Raw genomic sequence first — 22286 nt, 5'->3', positions numbered from 1 at the left:
ATCATGCCGACCGCACTGAATTTGTGTTGCAGAAATTTGCGGTTTTGCATGATTCGCATAGGTTTGCGAATCATACTTGTTTCACTTGGCAGTTTGTCCGAGAACCTGCAAGCTGCAAACACATCACAAATGCTTGCGGGCGAACTACTAAGGAAACTACAGCATCCCAAAGCAAGATGCTCTGGATAAAGTTGAAACAAACTGACAAGTCGGGCGCACCGCTGATTTTTAATTTGTATAGAGATCGAGGTAATAGATTTATACTGATGGATTTTTAGCTCGATGTCATCAGTGAATATGCTACACTTTCTGAGGATGCGTGTAAAGAAACGATAAAGATATTTATAGTTTAAGTAAATGACTGGTGACTGCTCCATGCCGACTGCTGACTTCACTGTGCAACAGGAATAGAAAAATAAAAAGTCGAGCCTCTATCGGGTGCTGATTCTACCCAAAGGCGGCCGCCGTGCCGATCGACAATTCTTTGACAAATCGCTAAACCGATACCTGTTCCAGAATACTCTGTTTGGGTGTGCAAGCGTTGAAAAATCTGAAAAATACGCGAATGGTACTGTTCGGCAATGCCAATACCGTTGTCCTGCACCGAAAACACCCAGTTATCCCCCTGACGCGCAGCGCCCACCTGCACCACCGGCGCGGAGCTGCTGCGGTATTTAATGGCATTGCCAATTAAATTTTGAAACAGTTGCAGCAGTTGAAAACTGTCACCTGTTACCCTGGGCAAATCGCCCCTAGTTACAGAAGCTTGATTCTTGCCAATAGCCAACTGCAAATTAGCGCAAGCATCCTCAAAAACCTGATTGCAATCTATCAGCTCAAAAGGTTTCTGGCTCCGACCGACTCGCGAATACTCCAGCAAGTCATCAATCAGCGCCTGCATCCGCACGCAAGAATTAACAATATTGGCGGCAAATTTATTCCCCAGGGCATCAAGTTGCTTGTGAGAGCGCCGTTCTAATAGTTGAGCGTAGCCCGCAATCGTACCCAAAGGTGCTTGCAAATCGTGAGAAGCCACGTAGGCAAACTGTTCGAGTTCGGCATTAGAACGAGTCAGTTCTAAAGCATAACGGGTTTGAGTTTCTAAACTCGCTTGCAGCAATTCTTGTACCAACTTGCGCTCGGAAATATCCTCGATCGCACAAATCAAATATTGCGCGGTTCCCCCAGCATCGCGCATTACCGAAACAGTAACATTCGCCCAGCACACTTCCCGATCTTTGCAGATCAAACGCTTTTCCCGAGAAAAAGTTTGAATTTCCCCGGATAGCAGCAACCGCACGCATTCTAGGCCAGCTTCGATGTCATCCGGGTGAGTAATTGCCTGCCAATCAAGCTGCAACAATTCCGATTCTGCATAGCGGACAATTTGGCAAAAGCCGGGATTTACTCGCAAAAATTCACCCAAAAGAGTGGTTTTAGCGATGCCGACTGCTGCTTGCTCGAATATCGCGCGGAAACGTTCCTCGCTTTCTCGCAGGGCAATTTCTGCTCGTTTGCGATCGGTGATATTGCGAAATGTGACTGCCAGACCGTCGTTTAATTTAACCGCGACAATGTGCAGCCAAGCACTTGTATCTCGATCGTGTTCGTAATAAAATTCTTGGTCTACAGTTTCCCCGGTTTCTACCACAGAAACGTACAAATCAAATAACCCATTATTGCGAATTTCGGGAATTTCTGCCAACAAATGATTGCCAACTCTCGCATTTAATGGCCTACCCGAAATATTGTTGGCAGCAGGGTTGACTAACAGCCACTGGAAATCTACAATCTTTCCCTGACTGTTGCGGAGGGCAGAATAAGCCACCACACCGTCTAAGGAACTATTTAAGATGCTAGCAAGCAGCGACTGCGACTGTTGCAGTTGAGTGTTTTGCTCTTTTAGTTGCTGTTGCAGTTTTTGCAAGCAGACTTGCTTGTCGATGCGCGCTAAAACTTCTTCTACTTGAAATGGCTTGAGAATATAGTCGGCGCCGCCCACTCGAAAAGCTTGTAATTTATCATTAATCTCATCTAATACACTTAAAAAAATCACCGGAATTTGTTCAGTTTTCGGTGTCGCTTTCAGTCTCCGACAAACTTCATAACCGTTCATTTCCGGCATTCTGATGTCGAGCAAAATTAAATCGGGGCAATGGGCGATCGCAGCCTTCAACGCCAGTTTACCGCAAATAGCCCGACAAACTTGATACCCCTGGCCTGTTAGCAGCTCGGATAAGAACCGCAGATTGCTCGGTTGGTCGTCAACCACCAATACTTTAATTCCGCTATTATCCATTTATTGTAAAATCGATTGAGTTAAATCCATTATCCTGTCGAGTCGGTAATCTGCCAGCAAATCTTTTAAAGCCTCAGCTAAAGTTGGATGAGTTTCCGAAATGCGATCGACAATTTGAATCGCCAGCTCTTCATCCACATCATTAACTGCATCGTAGAGTTCCTGCACCCAACTTCGAGGCATCTGAGCCAGCAGCGGCGAGAAAAATGAATCTGGTTTTTCGCTCACAAAATAACGCCGTAAAGCCCCCACAGGAAGCGCGGGCAATTCTTGATAAATATAGCGCACTCCCAAGTAAGAAGCCATCTTATCAAAGAGGAGTTGTTCTTGAAAAGGTTTCCGCACAAAATCGTCGCAACCTGCAGCGATAATTTCGCCTTTTCTTTCCTCAAAAGTGCTAGCAGTCAGAGCAATAATTACAGTTCGCCGCCCAGTTTGTTTCTCTTTAGCTCTAATTTGTCTGACAGCTTCAAAACCGTCCATTACAGGCATTCGCGTATCCAGCCAAATTAAATCAGGGTGCCAACTTTCCCAAAGTTCAACAGCTTGGAGGCCGTTTTCGGCTTCTCGGACTTCAAAACCAATTGGTTGCAGCATTTTCACCAGCAGCAGCCGATTTTCTTGATTGTCGTCAACTGCTAAAATCCGATAAACCGGTTGATCTGGTTCTAGTGCGATCGCCCGCTGCAATGTCACCACTGTTATTTCAGACGAAGTAGCGGGAAATACGCGGATATTAAATTTAAAACTGGTTCCCTCACCTAAAACACTGTCTACCTCAATATCTCCGCCCATTATCTCTACATATTTTTTAGTAATTGTCAAACCCAATCCCGTACCGTCAGCCGCTTGTTTGCCCGCTTCTGTTTGCACGAAAGCCTCAAATAACTTCTCAATTTCTGCTGTTGCTATGCCAACTCCCCTGTCTTCAACTTCAAACAAAATAAAATAGGAATCGTCCGAGGGAGAATTAGGATTAATCTCCGATTGGGCGGGCTGCTGGTTGGCTTGCACGCTGGCGCGCAGCCAAATACTGCCGCAGTTTGGTGTAAACTTTATGGCATTTCCCAGCAAATTAATCAAACATACGCGCAGCTTTTTTTCATCAGTTTTGATGTATTGGGGAACATTCGGCTGCACGGAAAATCTTAGTTGCAAATTTTTGGTTTCAGCTTTGATTTGAAACATCTCTTCGAGAGTGTCGAGGACTTGATAAAGGTCAAAGCTGCGTTCATCTAAGCCAATGATCCCGGCTTCTATTTTGGACAAATCTAAAACATCGTTAATTAATTCCAGCAAATGTTGACCGCTGCGGTTGATAATTCGGAGATTTTCAATATTTTCGTGGCCCAGGGAAGAGTCGCGGCTCATGACTTGGGTAAAACCCAGGATGGCGTTCAGGGGAGTCCGCAATTCGTGGCTCATGTTGGCAACGAATTGACTTTTTGCGAGCGATGCAGCGGCTGCGGCTTCTTCGGCTTTTTTGCGTTCTATGATTTCTTGTTGCAGTTCGGTATTGCGATCGATCAATTGTTTTTTCAGTCTTTGGATAGTCAGTTGATGTTCGAGTCTGGCTAAAACTTCTGCTACATGAAACGGTTTTGTGATAAAGTCTACTCCTCCTACTTTAAAGGCGGTTACTTTGTCCAATACTTCATCTAAAGCGCTAATAAAAATAACGGGAATTTCTGATGTTTTCGGATCGACCTTGAGCTGCGTGCAGACTTCGTAGCCGTCCATTTCCGGCATTTTGATGTCGAGCAAAATCAAATCGGGAGAACCCGAGCGCGCGGCTCTGATTGCCATTTTGCCGTTAATTACGCCCCGGACTTTGTAGCCGCGATCCGACAGCGTTGCTGATAAAACTTGCAAATTTTCGGGAGTGTCATCAACAATTAATATGTTGCCTTTATTCTCTTCTGTTTGATTGGTGGTCATTGATGGCTATTTTTTGTTAAATTGATAATTGCTGAAATTATGAAAACCGATTAACTGGTTATTATAGCACTCGCTCCTGAATCAACTACTTGTATATTTACAGAACTTACGCACACAAACCCAATAAACCGGGTTTTTGTAAGCGGATAGGACTAAGATCAAAAAGTGGTTTGACGCGCAGATTTGAGCGGTAAGGTGCGCATTGCGCACCCTACATAGGTAAGGTGCGCATTGCGCACCCTACATAATACCGGTTCTACGTCCAAGACTGAAATAGTCGATCGACCTCAACCATCAACAATCCCCAACCCGCCCCTCTCCCCTCTTCCTTCTTCCTTCTTCCTTCTTCCTTCTTCCTTCTTCTTCACACATTTCTAAATTCCTCAATCAAATCAATAATTCGATCGCACCGGAAGTTATTCGCCAAATCCGCGATCGCGCTGCGGTAAGGAGCATCAACAGGAGGCACCGACAACAGCAGCCGAAAAATCTCCTCATTATCAACCGAATCCGCCGCATCGTACAACTCATCAACCCATTGGGGCGGCATAGTTTCAAAAAATGAAGCATTCAGCGCAACAGGCAAAGAGGCCGTCACAGTCGGCGCCGAAACATCACCACCAGCCACAGCATCAGAACTCGGCGAAGCTTCTCGATCGTAAACATAGCGGACACCCAGATACTTAGCCATCTTTTCCAGAATGACTTGTTCCCGAAAAGGCTTCGCCACAAAATCATCGCACCCAGCAGACAAAATCACCGATCGCTCCTCATCAAAAGCACTCGCCGTCAGAGCAATAATCACCGTTGCTTGACCCTTCAAATGCGCTTTAATCTGTTTAGTAGCTTCGTAGCCATCCATCACCGGCATCCGCATATCCATCCAAATCAAATGAGGTTCCCAACTCGACCACACGGACAAAGCTTCAACGCCATTTTCAGCCTGCCGCACAGTAAAACCGAGAGATGACAGCATTCTCACCAGCAACAAACGGCTTTCTTCGCGATCGTCCACAGCTAAAATGCGGTATTGCGGCTGTCCCGGTTCCAAACCCACAACGCGGCGAGTTGTTTGAGCCACCTGAATTTCCACTGCATTAGGGAGCGAAACTTTAACATCAAATCTAAAAATGCTGCCCTTACCGACGCTGCTTGTCACCGTCATTTCTCCTCCCATTAACTCAACGAACTGTTTGCTAATCGGCAAGCCTAAACCAGTTCCTTCATGAGCTTTTCTCCCGCTTTCTGTCTGAGCAAAAGGCTTAAACAAATTGTCCATTTCTTGGGCAGAAATTCCCGCCCCCGTGTCTTCCACTTCAAAGAGCAAGCTGCAATTTGCGATCGGCGGAATCTCTCCGTTATTTCTGTTTGACAACAGCTCATGTTTGATTCTCAAATTAACACCACCTTCCGCCGTAAACTTAATCGCATTTCCCACCACATTAATCAATACTTGGCGCAACTTGCTTTCATCGGTTTCTACATATTGAGGGAGGTTGAGCGTGGTATCACAAATTAACTGCAACCCTTTTTTTTCTGCTTGCAGCTTCAGCATCTCTTCAGTATTCTTTAGCATTGTATGCAAGTCGAAAGTGCTGTTATTGAGTGTCACCAGCCCGACTTCTATTTTGGACATTTGCAGAATATTGTTGATCAGATCGAGCAAATGTTCCCCGCTGCGGCTAATAATTCCTAAATATTGCTGTTGGTCAGCACCGAGGGCTGCAGATCTGGCCAGCAGTTGAGTGAAACCCAGAATCGCGTTGAGGGGAGTTCGCAATTCGTGGCTCATATTCGAGAGAAATTCACTTTTCGCCCTGTTGGCTCTGTCGGCTTCTTCTTTGGCTTTTTGCAGCGCTATTTCTGCTTGTTTGCGCTCAGTAATATCGCTGGCTGTGCCTGTGGTGCCGGTGATATTTCCTGCTGCATCCAATCGCGCGATCGCCTTTGTATTGACATCTATCAGCCTGCCGTCTTTCCCTAATACTATACTTTCGTACTGAAAAACAGCATCTCCCGTCAGCAAGTGCTGCTGAAGTTCTCGATTCCGGTCTATTTGTGCTGGCGCTAAGAAATCGCTAAAAGAATAGCCGAGCATTTCTTCCGGATCGTAACCGTAGATTTGTTTGACAGCTTGGTTGACAAAAGTCAGGTGTCCTTGGGCATCGCAAGACCAGATAATATCTTGAGAAGTTTCAACTAAATGACGGTATTTTTCTTCACTTTCTGCTAATGCTATTTCCGCCAGCTTGCGGGGAGTAATATCCATCAAAGTTGTGAAGAGTTTAGTCACTTGCCCTTGTTGGTTGACAACTACTTCTCCTCTGGATTCGATGTAGCGGATGAAGCCACCTTCACTTGTCTGTGACGGGCAATTATCCGCAGCAATTGTCGATTCCGGGCGGAGGATGCGATATTCCAAACTGTAGGATTGCCCGCTAGCAATAGTAGCGTCGATCGCAGTTTGCCATTTTTCGCGATCGTCCGGATGCACGTATTGCACAAACTCACTTAGTGTTGGCGCAGCCTCGGTTGCATCGAGACCGAAAATATGAGATAATTCTTCCGACCAAGTAGTTGTATTGGCCGAAAAATCGCATTCCCAATTGCCGATGCGGGCGATTCTCTGCGCTGCTGCTAAAGATGCAGCTACAGCCCGGAGTTTTTCTTCAGCCAATTTGCGATCGCTAATATCTTGAATCACAGAAATCACGCAGGTTTCGCCGTGAATGTCAATGATCTCAGCAGACACCAGCCCGGTTCGGAGTTCCCAAGTTTTAGTGCGCCAATCAAATTCGTAGTTGCGAACAATTTTTTGTTCGTCTAACATTGCAAACAACTTGGCGCGGGCTGGTTTGCTTTCCCAAAGATTGAAATCCAGCGCCGTGCGATCGATAATTTCTGCTGCCGAATAACCAATTGTCTGACAAAAAGCCTCATTCACTTCTAAATAACGACCGTCTTTAAGTCTAGTAATAGTAATCGGGTTGGGAGAAGAACGAAAAGCTTTAGCAAACTTTTCCTCAGACAAGCGCAATTGTGCAGTCCGCTCCTCAACTAAAGTTTCCAATTCTTGATTCAGCTTTTGGAGTTGAGCATTTTGTTCCCCTAATTGCTTCTCCATAAAATAGCTGTTGACCGCTTCTTTTAAGGTCAACTTCAAATCTTCTGACTGCCAAGGCTTAGATATGTAGCGGTACAATTTAGCATATTTAATAGTATTCGCCACAGCTTCGAGGTCTGCTTGCCCCGTCAGCATGATTTTGATAGTTTTTGGGGAAATTATGTGAATCTGCTTCAGCAATTCGTCCCCTTTGATATTCGGCATCAGGTAGTCGGAAATCACAGCCACGATTTCGCAACCCTCTTCCAACAATTCATCTATCAACTCTAAAGCCTCTTCGCCGCCTTCCGCAGTTTCTAATAAATGTTCTTCTCCCAGGGCTTTTTTTAACTCAATCTTCAAACTTTCAAGAATGATCGGTTCGTCATCCACGCAAATAATCACAGGTTTATTGTTCATATTTTTTGCAAACCAGATTTTATAGTTTCTACTAATTCTTGGCCGTCCCACGGCTTGTACAAACAGCGGTGCAAGTTTGCCTGCTTTTTTACCCGTTCTATTGCTATTTCGTCAGCTTGCCCGGTCAGCATAACTTTCACAATATTGGGATATTTTTGGTGAACCCGGATCAAAAATTCATCTCCTTTAATACCCGGCATTAACCAGTCAGATACTATGACCAAAATATCGCTTTCATCTTCTTCTTGAATTTCCTCGATAATTTCGAGAGCTTCATCGGCATTTTCTGCTACTTCATAGAGGTAAGCATCACCAAATTCTTTTTTGAGTTGGATTTTCAAACTGTTTAAGATAACGACTTCATCGTCAACGCACAAAATCACGGGTTTCGGCATAAAATTTTACTTTTTTTGGATGTTAAAATTGGGGGGCGTCTCGCCCCAGGTTTTTAATTGCCCTCAGTGATTTCGATAGTCCTGGACGCACTCCATGGCTCAAATGCCGATCCCCCCTAACCCCCCTTAAAAAGGGGGGAACCTGAAAGCCCCCTTTTTTAACCCCCTTTTTTAAGGGGGGAACCTGAAAGCCCCCTTTTTTAAGGGGGGAACCTGAAAGCCCCCCTTTTTTAAGGGGGGAACCTGAAAGCCCCCCTTTTTAAGGGGGGTTGGGGGGATCGATGCGTAAATCCTGTTCTAGGGGCAAGAATACAGTAAATTGGGTTTGACCTGGCACGCTTTCTACTTGCAGTTTACCTTGGTGTTTTTTAATGATTTTATGAACGATATCCAATCCCAAACCGCTGCCTTCTCCAGGAGGTTTAGTAGTGAAAAATGGCTCAAAAATTCTGGGCATAATCTCTGGAGGAATGCCGGGGCCGCTGTCGGTAATACAGACTGATATTGCGTTATCTTCGTGTTTGACATCAATTTTTAACACTCCTTTGTTGCCCATCGCTTGTAAAGCATTATGAAGCAAATTTGTCCAAACTTGATTGAGTTCATCAGGATAGCATAGCACAGAGGGCAAATCATTACCATAATTTCTGACGACTTCCACACCGTGTTTGATTTGGTAGTGGTAAAGCGTTAAAACAGTATCAATTCCGTCGGTAATATTGGCGATCGCCTTGGAACCAGACTGGTCGTAACGAGAGTAGCTTTTCAATGCAAAAACGATTTTGGCTGCCCTATCTGTCGCAGTAACAATATTTTTAGTGCTTTTTTGTACCGTAGCAAATTCGTAGGCGATTTTTAAAATATTTGGACTTGTGCTGTCTTTCAACAAAGGTAAAAAAGATTCGAGATTATTACTGGAAATACCAATATCTAACAAGGTACAAGCAAGGCTGTCAGCGTCGTCAATTTTTTCTGATTCTAATTGCCGCTGCAAAAGTTTTTTCAACTGACGTTTTTCTTTACTAGATAAGTTGTCTGTTTCCGTACTTGAGTTGTACAGCAGGGCAAAGAAATCGTGCTGCCGTTCCGGGGAGAGTTGCTGGAAAAATATCGGCAACTGCTGCAATTGTTCGGCCCAGAAGTCGGCGATGTTCTGCACCGAGGAGCGAATCGCCCCTAAAGGAGAATTGATTTCGTGGGCAACTCCGGCAATTAACTGTCCGAGGGCTGCCATTTTTTCTGATTGAATCAGCTCTTGTTGAGTGCGCTTTAGTTCTTCCAGGGTATGAGCTAATTCTGCATTTTTTTGGGACAGCGCTGACTCTGCTAGTTTGCGGGCGCTGATGTTGCGGGCTACCCAAATCACAGCATCTTTTGAGAACAAAGAAATGCAGGCATAAAACCAAATTTCGCGGTCGCCAACTGTTAAGCTGTAGTCGAAATTGACCGTTTGTTGCGTCTCTAACACTTGCAGAACTAGCATCCACCAATCATCGGGGTTGTCGTCGTCAAAAAAATGTTCTACCGTCAAGCTGACTAAATCGCAATCCGGCTCATAAACCGCTGCTGTATTGGTTGGCAAAACCTCTATATTGCCCTGACTGTCTAGCACCATAACGATGTCTGTCATTGCTTCAAAAACTGCACGGACTTTGCTTTCAGAAAAGTGCAATTTTTCTTCTAGCAATTGGCGATCGCTAATTTCTTGCTGCAATTCTTGGTTGCTGGCTGCTAGTTGAACCGTGCGCTCTAGAACTCGCTGTTCGAGTTCGGTGTTGAGGCGGCGAACTTCAGCTTCAGCGGTGGCGCGGTCTTGTATTTCCTTCTTTAACTGACTGTTTGTGTTAATTAATTCTAAAGTACGCAGCTTAATTTGCTCTTCTAAATTTTCATTTAATAACCGCAACTGTTCCTCTATTTCGGTTCTCCGAAGCGCTTCTTTTTGCAATTGTTCGTTCACTTTTTTTAACTCCAGGAGATTTTCGGCAACTGTTTCCTGCAAAAGCTCGACATTCGCGTGCATTTCTACCGGATCTAAGGCGTGCAGCAGGGTACTTTGGGTGACAATTCCGGCTAAATATCCTCCCTCGTCTACGACCACCAAGCGCCGGATGCGGTGTTCCTGCATGAATTGGTGAGCCTCCCACAATGTAGCTTTTGCCTGCAAAGGCATCAGGGGAAAACTCATCGCGGCGGCGGCGCGAGTGCCAGCGAAATCGAGTCCGGCAGCTTGGAATTTAACAATGTCCCGTTCTGTAATTATGCCCACAGGTTTCTGATTGTTGTTGTCGCACTCATTGCAAATGACTATGCAGCTTTTGCGCTGAGTTGCCATCTGTTTTGCGACTTCTAAAACTGAGGTGTTAGTTGAGGCAACTATTACTTCTGCGGTCATAATTTCTTCGGCGCGCCGCATTTGCAGCAAGTCGCCCGGTTTCAGGATTTGACGGATGCTTTCTCCGGTGATGGCGCCGAGCAAGTTTCCGCTGTTGTCTGTGACGGGTAAGTGACGGATTTTTGCCGATCGCAATATACTCAATATTTTGAAGATATTCCCCGCATTATCCAGAGAAATGGCGATCGGGTTTTGGGTCATTACCTCAGCAATTGCCATCCCTGCTAGCGGTATTTCGCTCGCAGTTATTTTCACAACATCGCGCTCTGTAAAAATTCCGATCAGTTGCCGATCGAACGCGATTAAAATGCAACTAGCCCTCGCCTCAGTCATCGCAGCGATCGCGACTTTCAAGGGTGTATCTGGAGGGAGTACCGGCGGTTTGGCGATCGCCTGTTCTAAGAAGCTTTGGCTATCAGAAACTGTTATTGACATGGGCAAATCAAGGGGGATAGATGCAGGCGGAACCCGCAATTAATAGCTGGTAAAACTATAGTCATTTATTGCAATGACATGGGAGGCGTCAGCCCCTCCCCTTTCCGTTTTACTTTGAGCGGATTAACCCGCCTCGGCCCAAGTACGCAGCTCCCTATCCCATTGCTGAACGCATTTGGGATTGCTTTTCTGAGGATATTGTACGCTGCATTCACATCGGAATTAATTAGCTGACCAACCGATGTTTTGTACAAACCCCGCTTAATCCGCCCCCCTGTAAACACAGGCTCTTTTTCAGTTTTTCCATAAACAGGAATGGGGTCTAAACCTAAAAAACTGGAGCGGGATGTGTAGGATTCTTCCTGCACAATTACATTGATTCCCGCCAACCGAGCTTTGTACTCCAACATTTCAATTAATCGAGAGTGAGGAATACTAACAAAGTTTTGATTGGTTTGCGAACCGAGATCAATTTCTGTTTTCCACTGCGCGTTCTTGCCAATTACTAGCGTCCCAATCTGCTTGGTGAGCAAAAGGTTAATAATTAGACGGCTAGCATGATGTAAGTAATTGTCAACTTTCTGATTCCGACAGCGAGTTAAGCGCTGAATGCGAGGCGAAGTTTTTCGACCTCTTTTTAATTTAGATTGTAATTGTGAAGAGCGTTTGTTATAAAACTGATTGATAGATTTCAGTGGTCGCCCGTTAATCAGGAGCGGGGTAAAACCCGGCTGATTTGAAGTTAACGCCACCAAGTTATCTAGTCCTAAATCAATGCTAGCCACAAAATTATCGTCGCTGGCGGTGGACTCTTGTTCATTGTAAATGACCTCAATTACATACGAATCGCATTTGGGAACCAACCTAACTTGGCAAATACGATCGGGATTTACTTTGGTTTTGATTAAAATTTCCGTACCCGAAAGCTTGATGATTCCTTTCTTCAACTGCGTGCTGCTAATTGCTTGAATCGTGTACACGAGAATGTTTCGCCCTTTGACCTTATCTTTGTACTTCGGCAGTTTTGGGCGACCAGTAAATTTAGATGGATCAGTTTTGTAAGCTTTAACCGCTTCAAAAAATGATTTCCAATTCTTGTCCAATATCATCAAGATTTGCTGACTGACTTTGGCAGGCAATGCCTTGTATGCTTGATGAGACTTCATCAAACGATTCATTTCGTTGTAATTGATGTAACTCCATCCATAAACAAAACTCTGACGAATGGCGTAGTTAGCAGCATTGTAGAGATTCTTGGATTTAAAAGCTAATTCATCAATTTGGGCGAAACGGTGTTCTGTAGATTTAATGATATGCCTCTCTGCTAGTTGCATTCAGTGCCTCCATCTTTTAACGAGAGCAACATTTCCTTGTGAGACTTTCTTGACTATATGATACTACTATTGTTTATTGATGCTTACAAACTTAATGAAGTTTTATGATACCATTTTAGATTTGAGATTTCACAATCGCGGCACACTGACCGCCATCGAGGTCTAACATCGGTCTAAAGTTGTATTTTTGGTCGCGCCTCGGTATAAAGTATAAATTTTAGTGCTATGGCGCTAAACGGCGATCGGAATTGACACCATAAAGCTCGTTTGACCGATCGCGGATGTTACTTCTATATTACCCGAATGTTTTTCGACAATTTTCTTAACAATATCCAGTCCCAAGCCGCTACCTTCTCCGGCGGGTTTTGTGGTAAAGAACGGCTCAAATATGCGCGGCAAAATCTCCGGGGGAATTCCCTTGCCGCTATCCGTAACGCCCACCAACAAAATCTGATTTTCTACTCTCACATCTACTGTTAAAACTCCGCAATTGTTCATTGCTTGTAAAGCATTGTGAATCAGATTTGTCCAAACTTGATTTAGTTCGTCTGGATAGCACAGCAATTCAGGCAGTCCATCTTGATAATTCCTGACAACTTCTACTCCCTGTTTGAGTTGGTTGTAATAAAGAGTCAAAATAGTTTCAATACCCTCAGTAATATTAGCATTTACCTTTTCTCCCGTAGAGTTAGATCTAGAATATGCTTTTAAAGCAAAAACTACTTTTGCAGCTCTATCTGTAGCTGTGATAATAGTATTCGTACTTCTTTGCAAAGCAGTAAATTGATAGGCTTGCTGTAAAATATGCGAGCTAGTGGGGTCTTGCAACAAAGGCAAAATTGATTCGATATTGTCGTAAATGCCGATATCAACTAAAGTGTCGGCTACTGTTTCAGAATTTGCCACAGAATTGTTTGATAGCTGCTGAACCAAAGCTCTTTTAAACTGACGTTTTTCTCGGTTGGAAAAGCCGATCGCCCGCGACTGGTATTTGGGTAGCAGCGTCAATAAATCCGAGTAACCTTCTGGGGACATTTTGTGGAAAAAATCAGCGATTTCCGCCAGATTTTGATTGAAAAAATCGGCTAAATTCTCGACAGACGATCGGATCGCACCCAGGGGAGTATTGATTTCGTGAGCGACACCGGCAACAAGCTGTCCCAATGCTGCCATTTTTTCGGATTGAATGAGCTCTCGCTGCGTTGCTTGCAGGTTTTGCAGGGCTTCCGAGAGTTCGCTGGTGCGATCGGCTACTTGCATTTCCAAGGTTCTGTTGTACTCTGCTACCAGTTTGTCAGCTTGTTTGCGATCGGTGATATCGCTGAAAGCAGTAATCGCATAGACAATATTTTTTTTGTTGTCAAAAATCGGTTGCGAGTGCATTTCCAAAGGCACAATCTTCCCATCTCTGCGGACTTCTAAATTATCGGCGATCGCACTTTCACCATAGAGAGCTCGCCAAGCCGGCAGTTGTTGCTCAGAACAGGGGCTTTCCCTTCCTGATATATAAATTTGAGAAGCTGAGACCAACTCTTCACCTGTAGCTGACGGCGCCAAAAATTGACCCAGCAACCGCTGTCCAGTTTCATTGATGTAGGATACCTCACCCTGGGGATTATGGACAGTTATTCCCACAGGTAAAGCTTCTAAAAACTGCGTCAACTTGCTTTGACTTTCCCGCACTTCTGCGTAAAGTTTCGCATTAGCAATCGAAACAGCAGCCTGCGTCGATAACAGTTGCAAAACCTCTACCCTATCATCAGTAAAAGCACTCGTAGTGAGATTGTTCTCTAAATAAACAATCCCAATTAATTGACCTTGATTCAGCAATGGTGCACACAATATAGATTGAGAATGATGTTTTATAATATACGGATCGCGCGTGAAATTGCCTTTGCGATAGGCGCAATCTTCTACAACACTTTCTTTGGTACGGGCGACATAATTAATAATGGAAACTGGCAAGCATTTTTCGGCGGGAATTGACTGCAAAACATCGACGCGATCGCCATCTACTTTCCCCGCAGCTTCCACCAGCAACTCACCTCGGTTTTCCAAAATCAAAAAACCCTTTTGGGCCCCCGCATTTTGCAGCATAATTCTCATCAACTTCGCCAGTAACTTGTCCAGCACAATCTCGCTAGCGATCGCACCAGAAGCTTTCATCACTGCCGCCAAATCAAAAGTTTGGCCCGAATCGCGGCTGTTGGAAATATTAGTAATTGTAGCGCAGTCCCTCGTCATGCTAGTTGCTGCGGGAATTCCGATCAAAAGTTGCGGATATTTTTTTTCCAAATCCTCCACTTTAGCTCGAGCTCCCCAGTGAGTGTAACAGTAGTGAGCGTCAGCCAAATAAACTCGCGCAATCTTATCTTTTCCCCAACCGATATAGAACTTAGCTGCAAGTTCGTTAGCGAGAGCTTCTTCGTTAAGATATTCGTTTTGCTTCGCTAAACCAATCGCGCGATCGTACTCTTCCATTGCCTGAAAATTATCGCCCAAAACCCGATATTTCTCAGCCTCAACCAGATGAAATTTGTGCAAGTGATTCATGGGGGCGTGTGCGGCCCATTTATGCATTTTCTTTTGGTTTTCTCCTACTCTTTCGAGCAGAATCTCTCGCTCCAATACATCCGCCTCCGAATAGGCAGCTAGTGCAGCCAAAGAATCATAAAAATGGAACACCGGCACAGTTAAAAAACCAGTTCCTCCCGTTAAACCTTGTCTAAATTTACCTGCATTTTCCAGTGCTTGGCACAAATCCCCGAATAAATAACACAGTATGAGCTTGTGCAAATAAAAGTAATGTATTCCCGTGCGATCGTTCGCTGTCGCCAGCAACAGCAGCAGATACTCTTCTTCGCAAGCTGTCCCCGATAAATTGCAGGGATTCTCTGCTTCACCCAGCAAGTTAAGCACCGCTTGATGAAATATTTGATTGCACTGCAAGTTGATTGATTGCTTGAGTTGAGCCAGCAGGTTGCTAGATTCAGCAATTTCGAGTTTGAGATTTGTAAGTTCTTGCCCGACCAAATAAGCATATTGAGATTTTTGTTTGGCACAATAAGCGACAAACTCAAAATCTCCATTTTTGAGTGCAGTTTGATAGCTTTCTCGGAACATTGGCAGGGTTTCCCTGACATGATATTTGCTGTGAGCGATACAAGCTGCTACTATATATAATATCTTACTTTTGAGGCTTTTTGCATTGAGCATTGATGCTAAGTTTAAAGCCAATTCACCTAGTTTATTTGCCGAGTCAATGTCTTGAAATTCGTAGTTCATAATTACGCCCCAAGCTGCGTAGAAAAAGGCAGAAAGCGGTGAATTTCCATACTGAATACATGAATTAATCTGTGACAAAACCAGCGGAGCTAATAGTTGAGGAGCGCAGTGAAATGCCGCAGGAACTATGCTTGCTGCGATCCGCCTTGCTGCTAGTTGTTCGGGAGATGTCATCAAAGGCAGATTAATTAAGTCTTCGATCTTCTTTCCGGCTAATTTTGCCGCTGTCTGCTCTAATTCCCGCTGAATGCTTAACTCGCTAGGATTCTCTGGAAAAGTTACGCCAAATTGTGCTAGGACTTCTCGGGCGATCGCGATCGCTTCTGGCTGTCTCCTCTGCACGATATAAGCTTGAATTTTTACCTCATAAACTTTGATTTTGTCCAGCAGAGTTCTCCCTTGCAGCAGCACAGTCCCAGCTAACTGTTCCATCAGCTCAAATGCGCCGCTAAAATACGCCACCTCAACGGATTCTATATAAATATTTAAAGTTAACTCGTACTGATTTTCCCAGCCCGAATCTGCCAGCAACCGACGGCTGACAGTTAAATACATCACCGCATCAGCATAAGCGGCAGCCGCCTTAGCTTTTTTGCCAGCAATCAAATTCAAATTAGCGATTTGCTCTCGCTCTTCCTGCGTAAAAATCGCTGTTAAATCTAAACCATTTTCTATGCCAATGTTAATATGAGCGACTATTTTAAAGATATCATCGGTCAGCCAATATCTCTCCGTATTTTTCCCTAAAAAGCAACCTATTTGCCAGTGAACTATTTTTTTATGCCGGTCATCAATCAAAGCATAAGCGGCTTGCTGTACTCGATCGTGCAAAAACTTAAAATTCACAATTAACAGCTCGGCATTTACCTCAGAAACTGCTAAAATCAAATTAGATGCCAGTGCTGCCTGGAGGTCAGCAAACACTAATTGGGGAGATTTTTCGCAGATCGCAGACAGCACGTGCAAGTCAAAATCTCTTCCCACGCAAGCTGCCAAGCGTAAAATTTGCTGCGTTGACTCTGGCAGTTTTTGCAATTTGCCAATCATCAACTCCACCACATTATCAGTAATTTTAATCTCCTCAATTTGAGCTAGATCCCACTGCCAGCCTGCTTGAAATTCGGCGCAATTATTGACAGAATTTGATACCAAAGTTGCGAATGAGGTAGCATCAAAAGTCAACTGGGGACAGCTAGGAAAACTAAAAGTTATTAAGTTTTCCGAGTGCAGCATTTTCAGGAATTCGCTAACAAAGAAAGGATTGCCCCCTGTTTTTCGCTTCACCAATGCTGCTAGGGGTGTTACTAATTTTTTGTCGCTGCGTAATGTGTCCGCAATCAAATTAGTAATATCTGCTATTTCCAACGGAGGTAAGGTAATTTGATTTACCGTTGCTCCCTGTTTTCGCAATTCGGCCGCAGCCACCATCAAAGGATGAATAGGACTGACATCTTTGTCGCAATATGCTCCAACAATCAATAAATATTCTGGCTGTACCAGAGATAAATTCTCAAGGGTTATTGGTTGGGAAATTTCAATATTTTCGGGGTTTGGGCTTGTCATTGGGCCCGCCACCATTAGTTGAATTAATTTGAGGCTAGCGGAGTCGGCCCACTGCAAATCGTCTAGAAAAATAACTAGGGGATGTTTTTCGGAAGAAAATACCCGCAGAAATTGGATAAATACTAAGTTAAAACGATTGGTAGCCTCATTTGTTTCTAACTCTGGTACAGCAGGTTGTTTGCCGACAATTAATTCTAATTCCGGCATCACATCAATAATTACTTGAGCATTTGGTGCGAGAGCAGCTAAGAGTTAGGCGCGCCAGTGTTGAAATCTATCTTCGCTTTCGGCGAGAATTTGTTGGAGCAGTTCTTCGCAAGCTTTGACGATGGCTCTGTAAGGAATTTTTGGCTGCGATTTGTCGAATTTTCCGGCGATTGAATAGCCCTGCTTTTCGATAATTGGCTGGTAAATCTCTTGTACCAGCGATGACTTTCCTGTACCGAAATCACCTGCTACTAACATCATTTCTACTCGTTTTTGCCCTGGAGGGCGGGGGTTATTGTCGGTGACTCGCTGAAATGCTGCTAGTAATGTTTGAATTTGTGTTTCGCGTCCGTACAGTTTTTGCGGAATTTGAAATTTATCGGAAATATCTTGACTTGCTAGGGAGATTTGTGATATTTTACCGTGGGTGTTTAATTGGTTGAAGCATTCTTCTAAGTCTGCTTTGATGCCCCAAGCGCTTTGGTAGCGATCGTCTGCATTTTTAGCTAATAATTTGGCGATAATATTGGAAACTGCTGCGGGAATTTGTCGATCGACTTCGGCGGCCGGTTTGGGCTGTTTGGCAATGTGGCAATGTACTAATTCTAGGGCGCTACTGGTTTCAAACGGCAGTTGGCGTGTCAGCATTTCATAGAGAGTTGCGCCGAGAGAGTAATAGTCGGTGCGATAATCTAGGCTGCGGTTCATTCTGCCAGTTTGTTCTGGAGAGATATAGGCGAGAGTGCCTTCTAAAACATGGGAATTTTTGGGGGCGGGCGGTTCGTCGGTTAATTTTTCCGGCGCGCAGACGCTAGCAATTCCAAAGTCAATGATTTTGAGTTGGTTGGTGCTGCGATTGCAAACTATGTTGGCGGGGTTGATATCTTTGTGTATGATATTTGCAGCGTGAAGCTCGCCTAAAATCTCCGCTATTTCAATGGCGAAGCTGAGAGATTCCGATAAGGTAAAAAGCCTAGACTGCATCAACCTTTTGAGAGATTCGCCTCCGAAGTCTTCTAGTACGATCGCCAAAGTGCGATCGTACTGTTCTAAGCTGTAAGCTTTGACGATTCCTGGGTGATTTAAGCTGCGGATGATGTCATATTCTTGCTTGTGACGGGCGAGTGCTGCCGGAGTGGGGTACTCTTGCTTGAGTATTTTGAAGATGACGCGCTGGCCGTCGGTCGATCGCACGCCCCGGTAAACTAGAGATCGATCGCTTTCATAGATTTTTCTGAAAATTTTGTAGCCGGGAAAGTGGAGCATAACCGCAGAATCTTAGAGAGCAGCAGCGTTTATCCTAGTGTAGCCACTGATATGTGTTCGCAGCTACCGCCACCAATATTCTCAGAATTGCCTGTAAGCTTGAAACCACGAGATCGATCGCAAATCTTCATTCTAAAATCTAAAATCTAAAATCTAAAATCATATAACCCTGCCTTTGTGCACAAGCATTCAAAGCAGGGTTATTATGGAGTATTCGGAATTCTGAGCCAGTAGTCCATTGCCCGCGAAGCCGGATTCGACTGCCGAGCGGTGAACTACTCGCCCAATCGAGTTATTTTAGAGCTACGTTCGGCCAACATCAGCACTATATAAATAGTCATTACATAACCGGCGGCCAGAATGGGAATAATTAGAGGAATATCGCGATAAATCATAATTAGAACCAAAAGTCAAGGACGAGGAGGAGGAGGGGACAAGTTCAAGACCTGCTACATTAAGTCAGCACGCAAGACCGTGCCTTGGTTCTGAAGGCTGCTTTTCCATATCAAGCCCACGGGAACATTTAGCCGTCCCTGGTCAGTCGATTGTAGATTGTAGATTTTAGATTTTAGATTCACTCCACAGATGAATCTGGGAGCTGTTTCTTCGATCTAAAATTTTGATCTCTCCACGACGATTTTCGGAGAGTTGTACCCGTTTTTGGGCAGGGTCGGTCATGATTTACTGCTTTACAGATGCTAGAACAGCGTAAAACCATCCACTTTAGCTACTTTGAGCTACCGTGCACATCTCATGCGCTAGTCTTAACTCCTGAAAATTTTTAGCCACAAGGAACTAAAAATCTGTCCCAGAAATTTTCGCTGCGATCGACTAACAAGGCTGGCTCTACGAAACTATTACAGGCATCTGAAAGCTACCTGCCAGCCAGGCTCAATTACAGCCTGTACTTAATGTATAGAATTGTTTAAATCCTTAATACCTATAATAACACAGGGTTTCTGGGATTTACCTATTTTTTGGCAGTGTGCTTAACAATTCTGCACAATGAGTGAAATTTATTATTAAAAAACGGCCTCGGTGGCCGCTTCAACTATTTTAGCGCTTGGTGGAGTTCTCTAAACACCAAATCTGCGAGCTTGCGACAGGTTGCGTTACGCGCGTCGGCCAGATTGCGCCCGCGCTTTTTCGCACCCCTGGCGTCGCGCGAACGCTCCAGAAAAAATTGTTTCAGTTCTTGCTGCAAGGGGGAGTAGCTCTTGTTTTTATTGGGTTCAATGCGGGTGTAGCAGTAAGTCCACAGCACCGATCGCGTATTTGAGCACCCCGTCCACTTTCCGCCACCCTTACCCGCTGCGATTTGGCCGCTGGATTTCTCAACTTTGCCCAGGCCGCAAGCTTGCCGGAACCTCCGCAGAGCCGCCTTTTTCGGCATGCACAGGAATGAATCAAAGGGGAAAATTCTAGATAAAATCCATCCCCGCTCGATCGGTCCAAATCCGAATCTCTCAAAAACTTCATGGTATTTTACAAAATCTTCGAGTTTTAGCAACTCAACGAGTTGGTTTTGGATAACTGCCTTTGACGAGTGCAAGTCGCAAATTTGCGCTGCAAACTGGCGCGTCAGCGAACTGACGTTTGCCCGATCGGCTTTGACTTCCTTGGTGTAATGATTCTCGAACCGCGATCGCGGATTTGCCGAAATCATATCCCCCCGGCCAGCCAGCCAAGCCCAGAAGCCCGGTGGACTGTCGGGTTCGAGTTCGCCGTGCCGCTTGCTCTGGATTTTCGCTCTCGCTGGGTACTCAAAAGCCAAGCGGCTCTTGACGGTGTTGATGAATGCAGTTTGTTTTTTTACAGTGGTTTTTAGATCCAGCAGACACCGCTTTATCTGCTTAATTTCAGTTGGGCGATCGGACACCCAGAAGCGGCGATCGTAAATTTCTAAATAGTGCCGTACATAGAGCGCAACCATTACCAGCGCGTCAAAGGCATCATCTTTGTTGTCTGTGCCGCCTAGACTGCGGCGCGTAGATTTTACCATGCCCCGATCGGCAACCAATACGGTGATTCCCCGCGCTCGAAATTGCTGCTTCCAGAAGTAAGAGTAGGTGCCCGTACTTTCGAACACGGCGACGCAGTTACTCGTCTCATCAGGAGCAATGAAATTGAGTAGCTTTTCAACTTCCTCCGATTTCCAAACAGAATGCACGGCTTTAAAATCATCAGATTTGTAAAAGTCCCGAAGTGCAATTTTGGGCAGGCCATCCATCACTATAGCACTTCTCAGTTGGGGGATTGGAGGATTGGAGGATTGGGCGATTCGGGGATTTTGTAATTTTGTAATTTTGTAATTGCTAATGAATTGGTGAATACCTCATCTTTCCGACAACCGCTATACAACATCAACTCGATTCAACGATATGTCAATTCCGATAATCTTCAAGTTTTCAAGGTTCTCCCCACGACAAAACTCTTACGTAACCCATGAATCACCCAAGGGGATAAACCGAATTCTGCACCGGGGCTTAGGAGTTTGAAAGCTAGGAAGTTGTGGAGGCTTCCTAACCGTGCGATTAATTTGACGTTCCCACGAGTTGTTAGAGCCATACCGTGAAAGCCCACTTCGATACTAAAGAACTAAAATTAATGCGAGGGCGCAACCCTTTTCCGCGACCCCCTTTTTAAGGGGGTTTCGACTGTCAGGGCAAACAGCCATCGTCAGGCGGATTTGATGCAGTTGAGGGATACTAGGGCTATGTAAGCGTAGAGCGTTTTTGAATGTTTGAGAGAGTCGCTCAATAATTCTTCTGATTGACAGATTCTCAACAACTGGTTTGCTACGTTCACGGTATCTGCGAAACAGCAACTCGGAAGCCTATCAACTCCAAGAAAACCTTTAGCTTTTGCTTCTTGGAGGATGACAAAAGAGTTCCTTAGTTCATACTGGCTGAAATTGTCGCCCAAGTATGTTTTGCAGTCGAGTATTAGCTGTTGGACTGAGCTGTTGCGCCTGCTATTTGTTTTCATGATATTGTGGGTATCTAAGTTTGCACTGGCAGCGATTGATGTCTTTCTCAATCGCTTCTGATTTTAGGTTTCGATTTCGGCTATGAAAATATGATCGCTCGGTTTTTCCCGAGCTGCTTCGGTTAACTGTTCGAGAAACTGTTCTATTTTTTCGAGAGACATTTCTCCAAATTGATTCTGAGATTTGTGTCGAATTAGGGTTGCAGCGTCGGGAAAGTCGAGATCGAAAATATCAGCTAGCATCTCGATTGCCACTGTGGAAGTCATAGCGGTAGAAACAATTATTTGCTTCTCAGTTCTGGGTAAGTCAGTTAACCCGATCGCCCTCGGTGGCACTTCGCCGTCGGGAATGATGCCAATAGAGTGCAAATTCATTTTGCAACTGTTTAGACTGTCAGCAAGGGTTTCTGCTAGCTCGGAAAGTGCGCGGTAGTTGCCCTGAAATTTCAAAATCAAGTTCGCTACATTGAAGTCGATTTCGGCAATTTCCGATTTCATCTCATCAGTTATCGGCGGCATCTCTGAATGCCGGTAAGTGAAAGTATTTGGACTATCCATTGTTATTTAGGGCTTGCCGAAAAAGCCTAAAACCTTTACAGAGAAAGACTTTGACTGGTTTGAACGCTCCGCGTGTGCAAGCTTATGAGCTAAAATCTGT

10 protein-coding genes and 1 pseudogene are annotated in these 22286 nt (G+C 44.7%); all 11 read right to left on the bottom strand.

Annotated features, from left to right (window positions below; genetic code table 11):
• Window positions 1-391 precede the first annotated feature (391 nt).
• Window positions 392-2299, bottom strand: coding sequence for an ATP-binding protein (locus JGK39_RS03575; RefSeq protein WP_293249510.1), 1908 nt, complete (start codon window positions 2297-2299; stop codon window positions 392-394).
• Window positions 2300-4237 carry a response regulator gene (locus JGK39_RS03570; RefSeq protein ID WP_293249513.1) on the bottom strand — a complete coding sequence of 646 codons (1938 nt, stop codon included), beginning with the start codon at window positions 4235-4237 and terminating at the stop codon, window positions 2300-2302. It abuts the gene before it with no gap.
• A 364-nt stretch (window positions 4238-4601) separates the two neighbouring features.
• Window positions 4602-7760: a PAS domain S-box protein gene (locus JGK39_RS03565; protein ID WP_293249516.1), complete on the bottom strand. Its 3159-nt coding sequence runs from the start codon at window positions 7758-7760 to the stop codon at window positions 4602-4604.
• Entirely contained in the window at window positions 7757-8155 is a 399-nt protein-coding gene (locus JGK39_RS03560) for a response regulator (protein WP_293295827.1), read from the bottom strand. Before JGK39_RS03560 ends, JGK39_RS03565 begins: the two co-directional genes overlap by 4 nt.
• A 259-nt stretch (window positions 8156-8414) precedes the next feature.
• Window positions 8415-10985 (bottom strand): CBS domain-containing protein, encoded by a 2571-nt coding sequence (locus JGK39_RS03555; protein ID WP_293249522.1) that lies wholly within the window; start codon window positions 10983-10985, stop codon window positions 8415-8417.
• Window positions 10986-11050: 65 nt separating this feature from the next.
• Window positions 11051-12319 (bottom strand): transposase, encoded by a 1269-nt coding sequence (locus JGK39_RS03550; protein WP_293295825.1) that lies wholly within the window; start codon window positions 12317-12319, stop codon window positions 11051-11053.
• Between the two features lie 231 nt (window positions 12320-12550).
• Complete coding sequence (locus JGK39_RS03545) at window positions 12551-13354, bottom strand: ATP-binding protein (protein ID WP_293295836.1); 804 nt, start codon at window positions 13352-13354, stop codon at window positions 12551-12553.
• 270 nt (window positions 13355-13624) lie between these two features.
• Window positions 13625-18640: pseudogene (locus JGK39_RS03540) on the bottom strand (AAA family ATPase); the annotation flags it as partial.
• A gap of 1051 nt (window positions 18641-19691) precedes the next feature.
• Window positions 19692-20870 carry an IS110 family transposase gene (locus tag JGK39_RS03535; RefSeq protein ID WP_293249531.1) on the bottom strand — a complete coding sequence of 393 codons (1179 nt, stop codon included), beginning with the start codon at window positions 20868-20870 and terminating at the stop codon, window positions 19692-19694.
• A 449-nt stretch (window positions 20871-21319) separates the two neighbouring features.
• Window positions 21320-21628: a hypothetical protein gene (locus JGK39_RS03530; protein WP_293249534.1), complete on the bottom strand. Its 309-nt coding sequence runs from the start codon at window positions 21626-21628 to the stop codon at window positions 21320-21322.
• A 63-nt stretch (window positions 21629-21691) separates the two neighbouring features.
• Window positions 21692-22186 carry a hypothetical protein gene (locus JGK39_RS03525; RefSeq protein ID WP_293249536.1) on the bottom strand — a complete coding sequence of 165 codons (495 nt, stop codon included), beginning with the start codon at window positions 22184-22186 and terminating at the stop codon, window positions 21692-21694.
• Window positions 22187-22286 lie beyond the last annotated feature (100 nt).

It is taken from the genome of Microcoleus sp. PH2017_12_PCY_D_A (genome assembly GCF_020738565.1).
In the GTDB taxonomy this organism is placed as follows: Bacteria; Cyanobacteriota; Cyanobacteriia; order Cyanobacteriales; family Microcoleaceae; genus Microcoleus.
The sequence above is the reverse complement of the archived record's forward strand: the minus strand, read 5'-3'. Positions and strand labels throughout refer to the sequence as shown.

Coding starts and splice junctions, on each gene's coding strand:
- JGK39_RS03575 (WP_293249510.1), bottom strand. CDS start 2,299: ATGGATAATAGCGGAATTAAAGTATTGGTGGTTGACGACCAACCGAGC.
- JGK39_RS03570 (WP_293249513.1), bottom strand. CDS start 4,237: ATGACCACCAATCAAACAGAAGAGAATAAAGGCAACATATTAATTGTT.
- JGK39_RS03565 (WP_293249516.1), bottom strand. CDS start 7,760: ATGAACAATAAACCTGTGATTATTTGCGTGGATGACGAACCGATCATT.
- JGK39_RS03560 (WP_293295827.1), bottom strand. CDS start 8,155: ATGCCGAAACCCGTGATTTTGTGCGTTGACGATGAAGTCGTTATCTTA.
- JGK39_RS03555 (WP_293249522.1), bottom strand. CDS start 10,985: ATGTCAATAACAGTTTCTGATAGCCAAAGCTTCTTAGAACAGGCGATC.
- JGK39_RS03550 (WP_293295825.1), bottom strand. CDS start 12,319: ATGCAACTAGCAGAGAGGCATATCATTAAATCTACAGAACACCGTTTC.
- JGK39_RS03545 (WP_293295836.1), bottom strand. CDS start 13,354: ATGTCCCCAGAAGGTTACTCGGATTTATTGACGCTGCTACCCAAATAC.
- JGK39_RS03535 (WP_293249531.1), bottom strand. CDS start 20,870: ATGGATGGCCTGCCCAAAATTGCACTTCGGGACTTTTACAAATCTGAT.
- JGK39_RS03530 (WP_293249534.1), bottom strand. CDS start 21,628: ATGAAAACAAATAGCAGGCGCAACAGCTCAGTCCAACAGCTAATACTC.
- JGK39_RS03525 (WP_293249536.1), bottom strand. CDS start 22,186: ATGGATAGTCCAAATACTTTCACTTACCGGCATTCAGAGATGCCGCCG.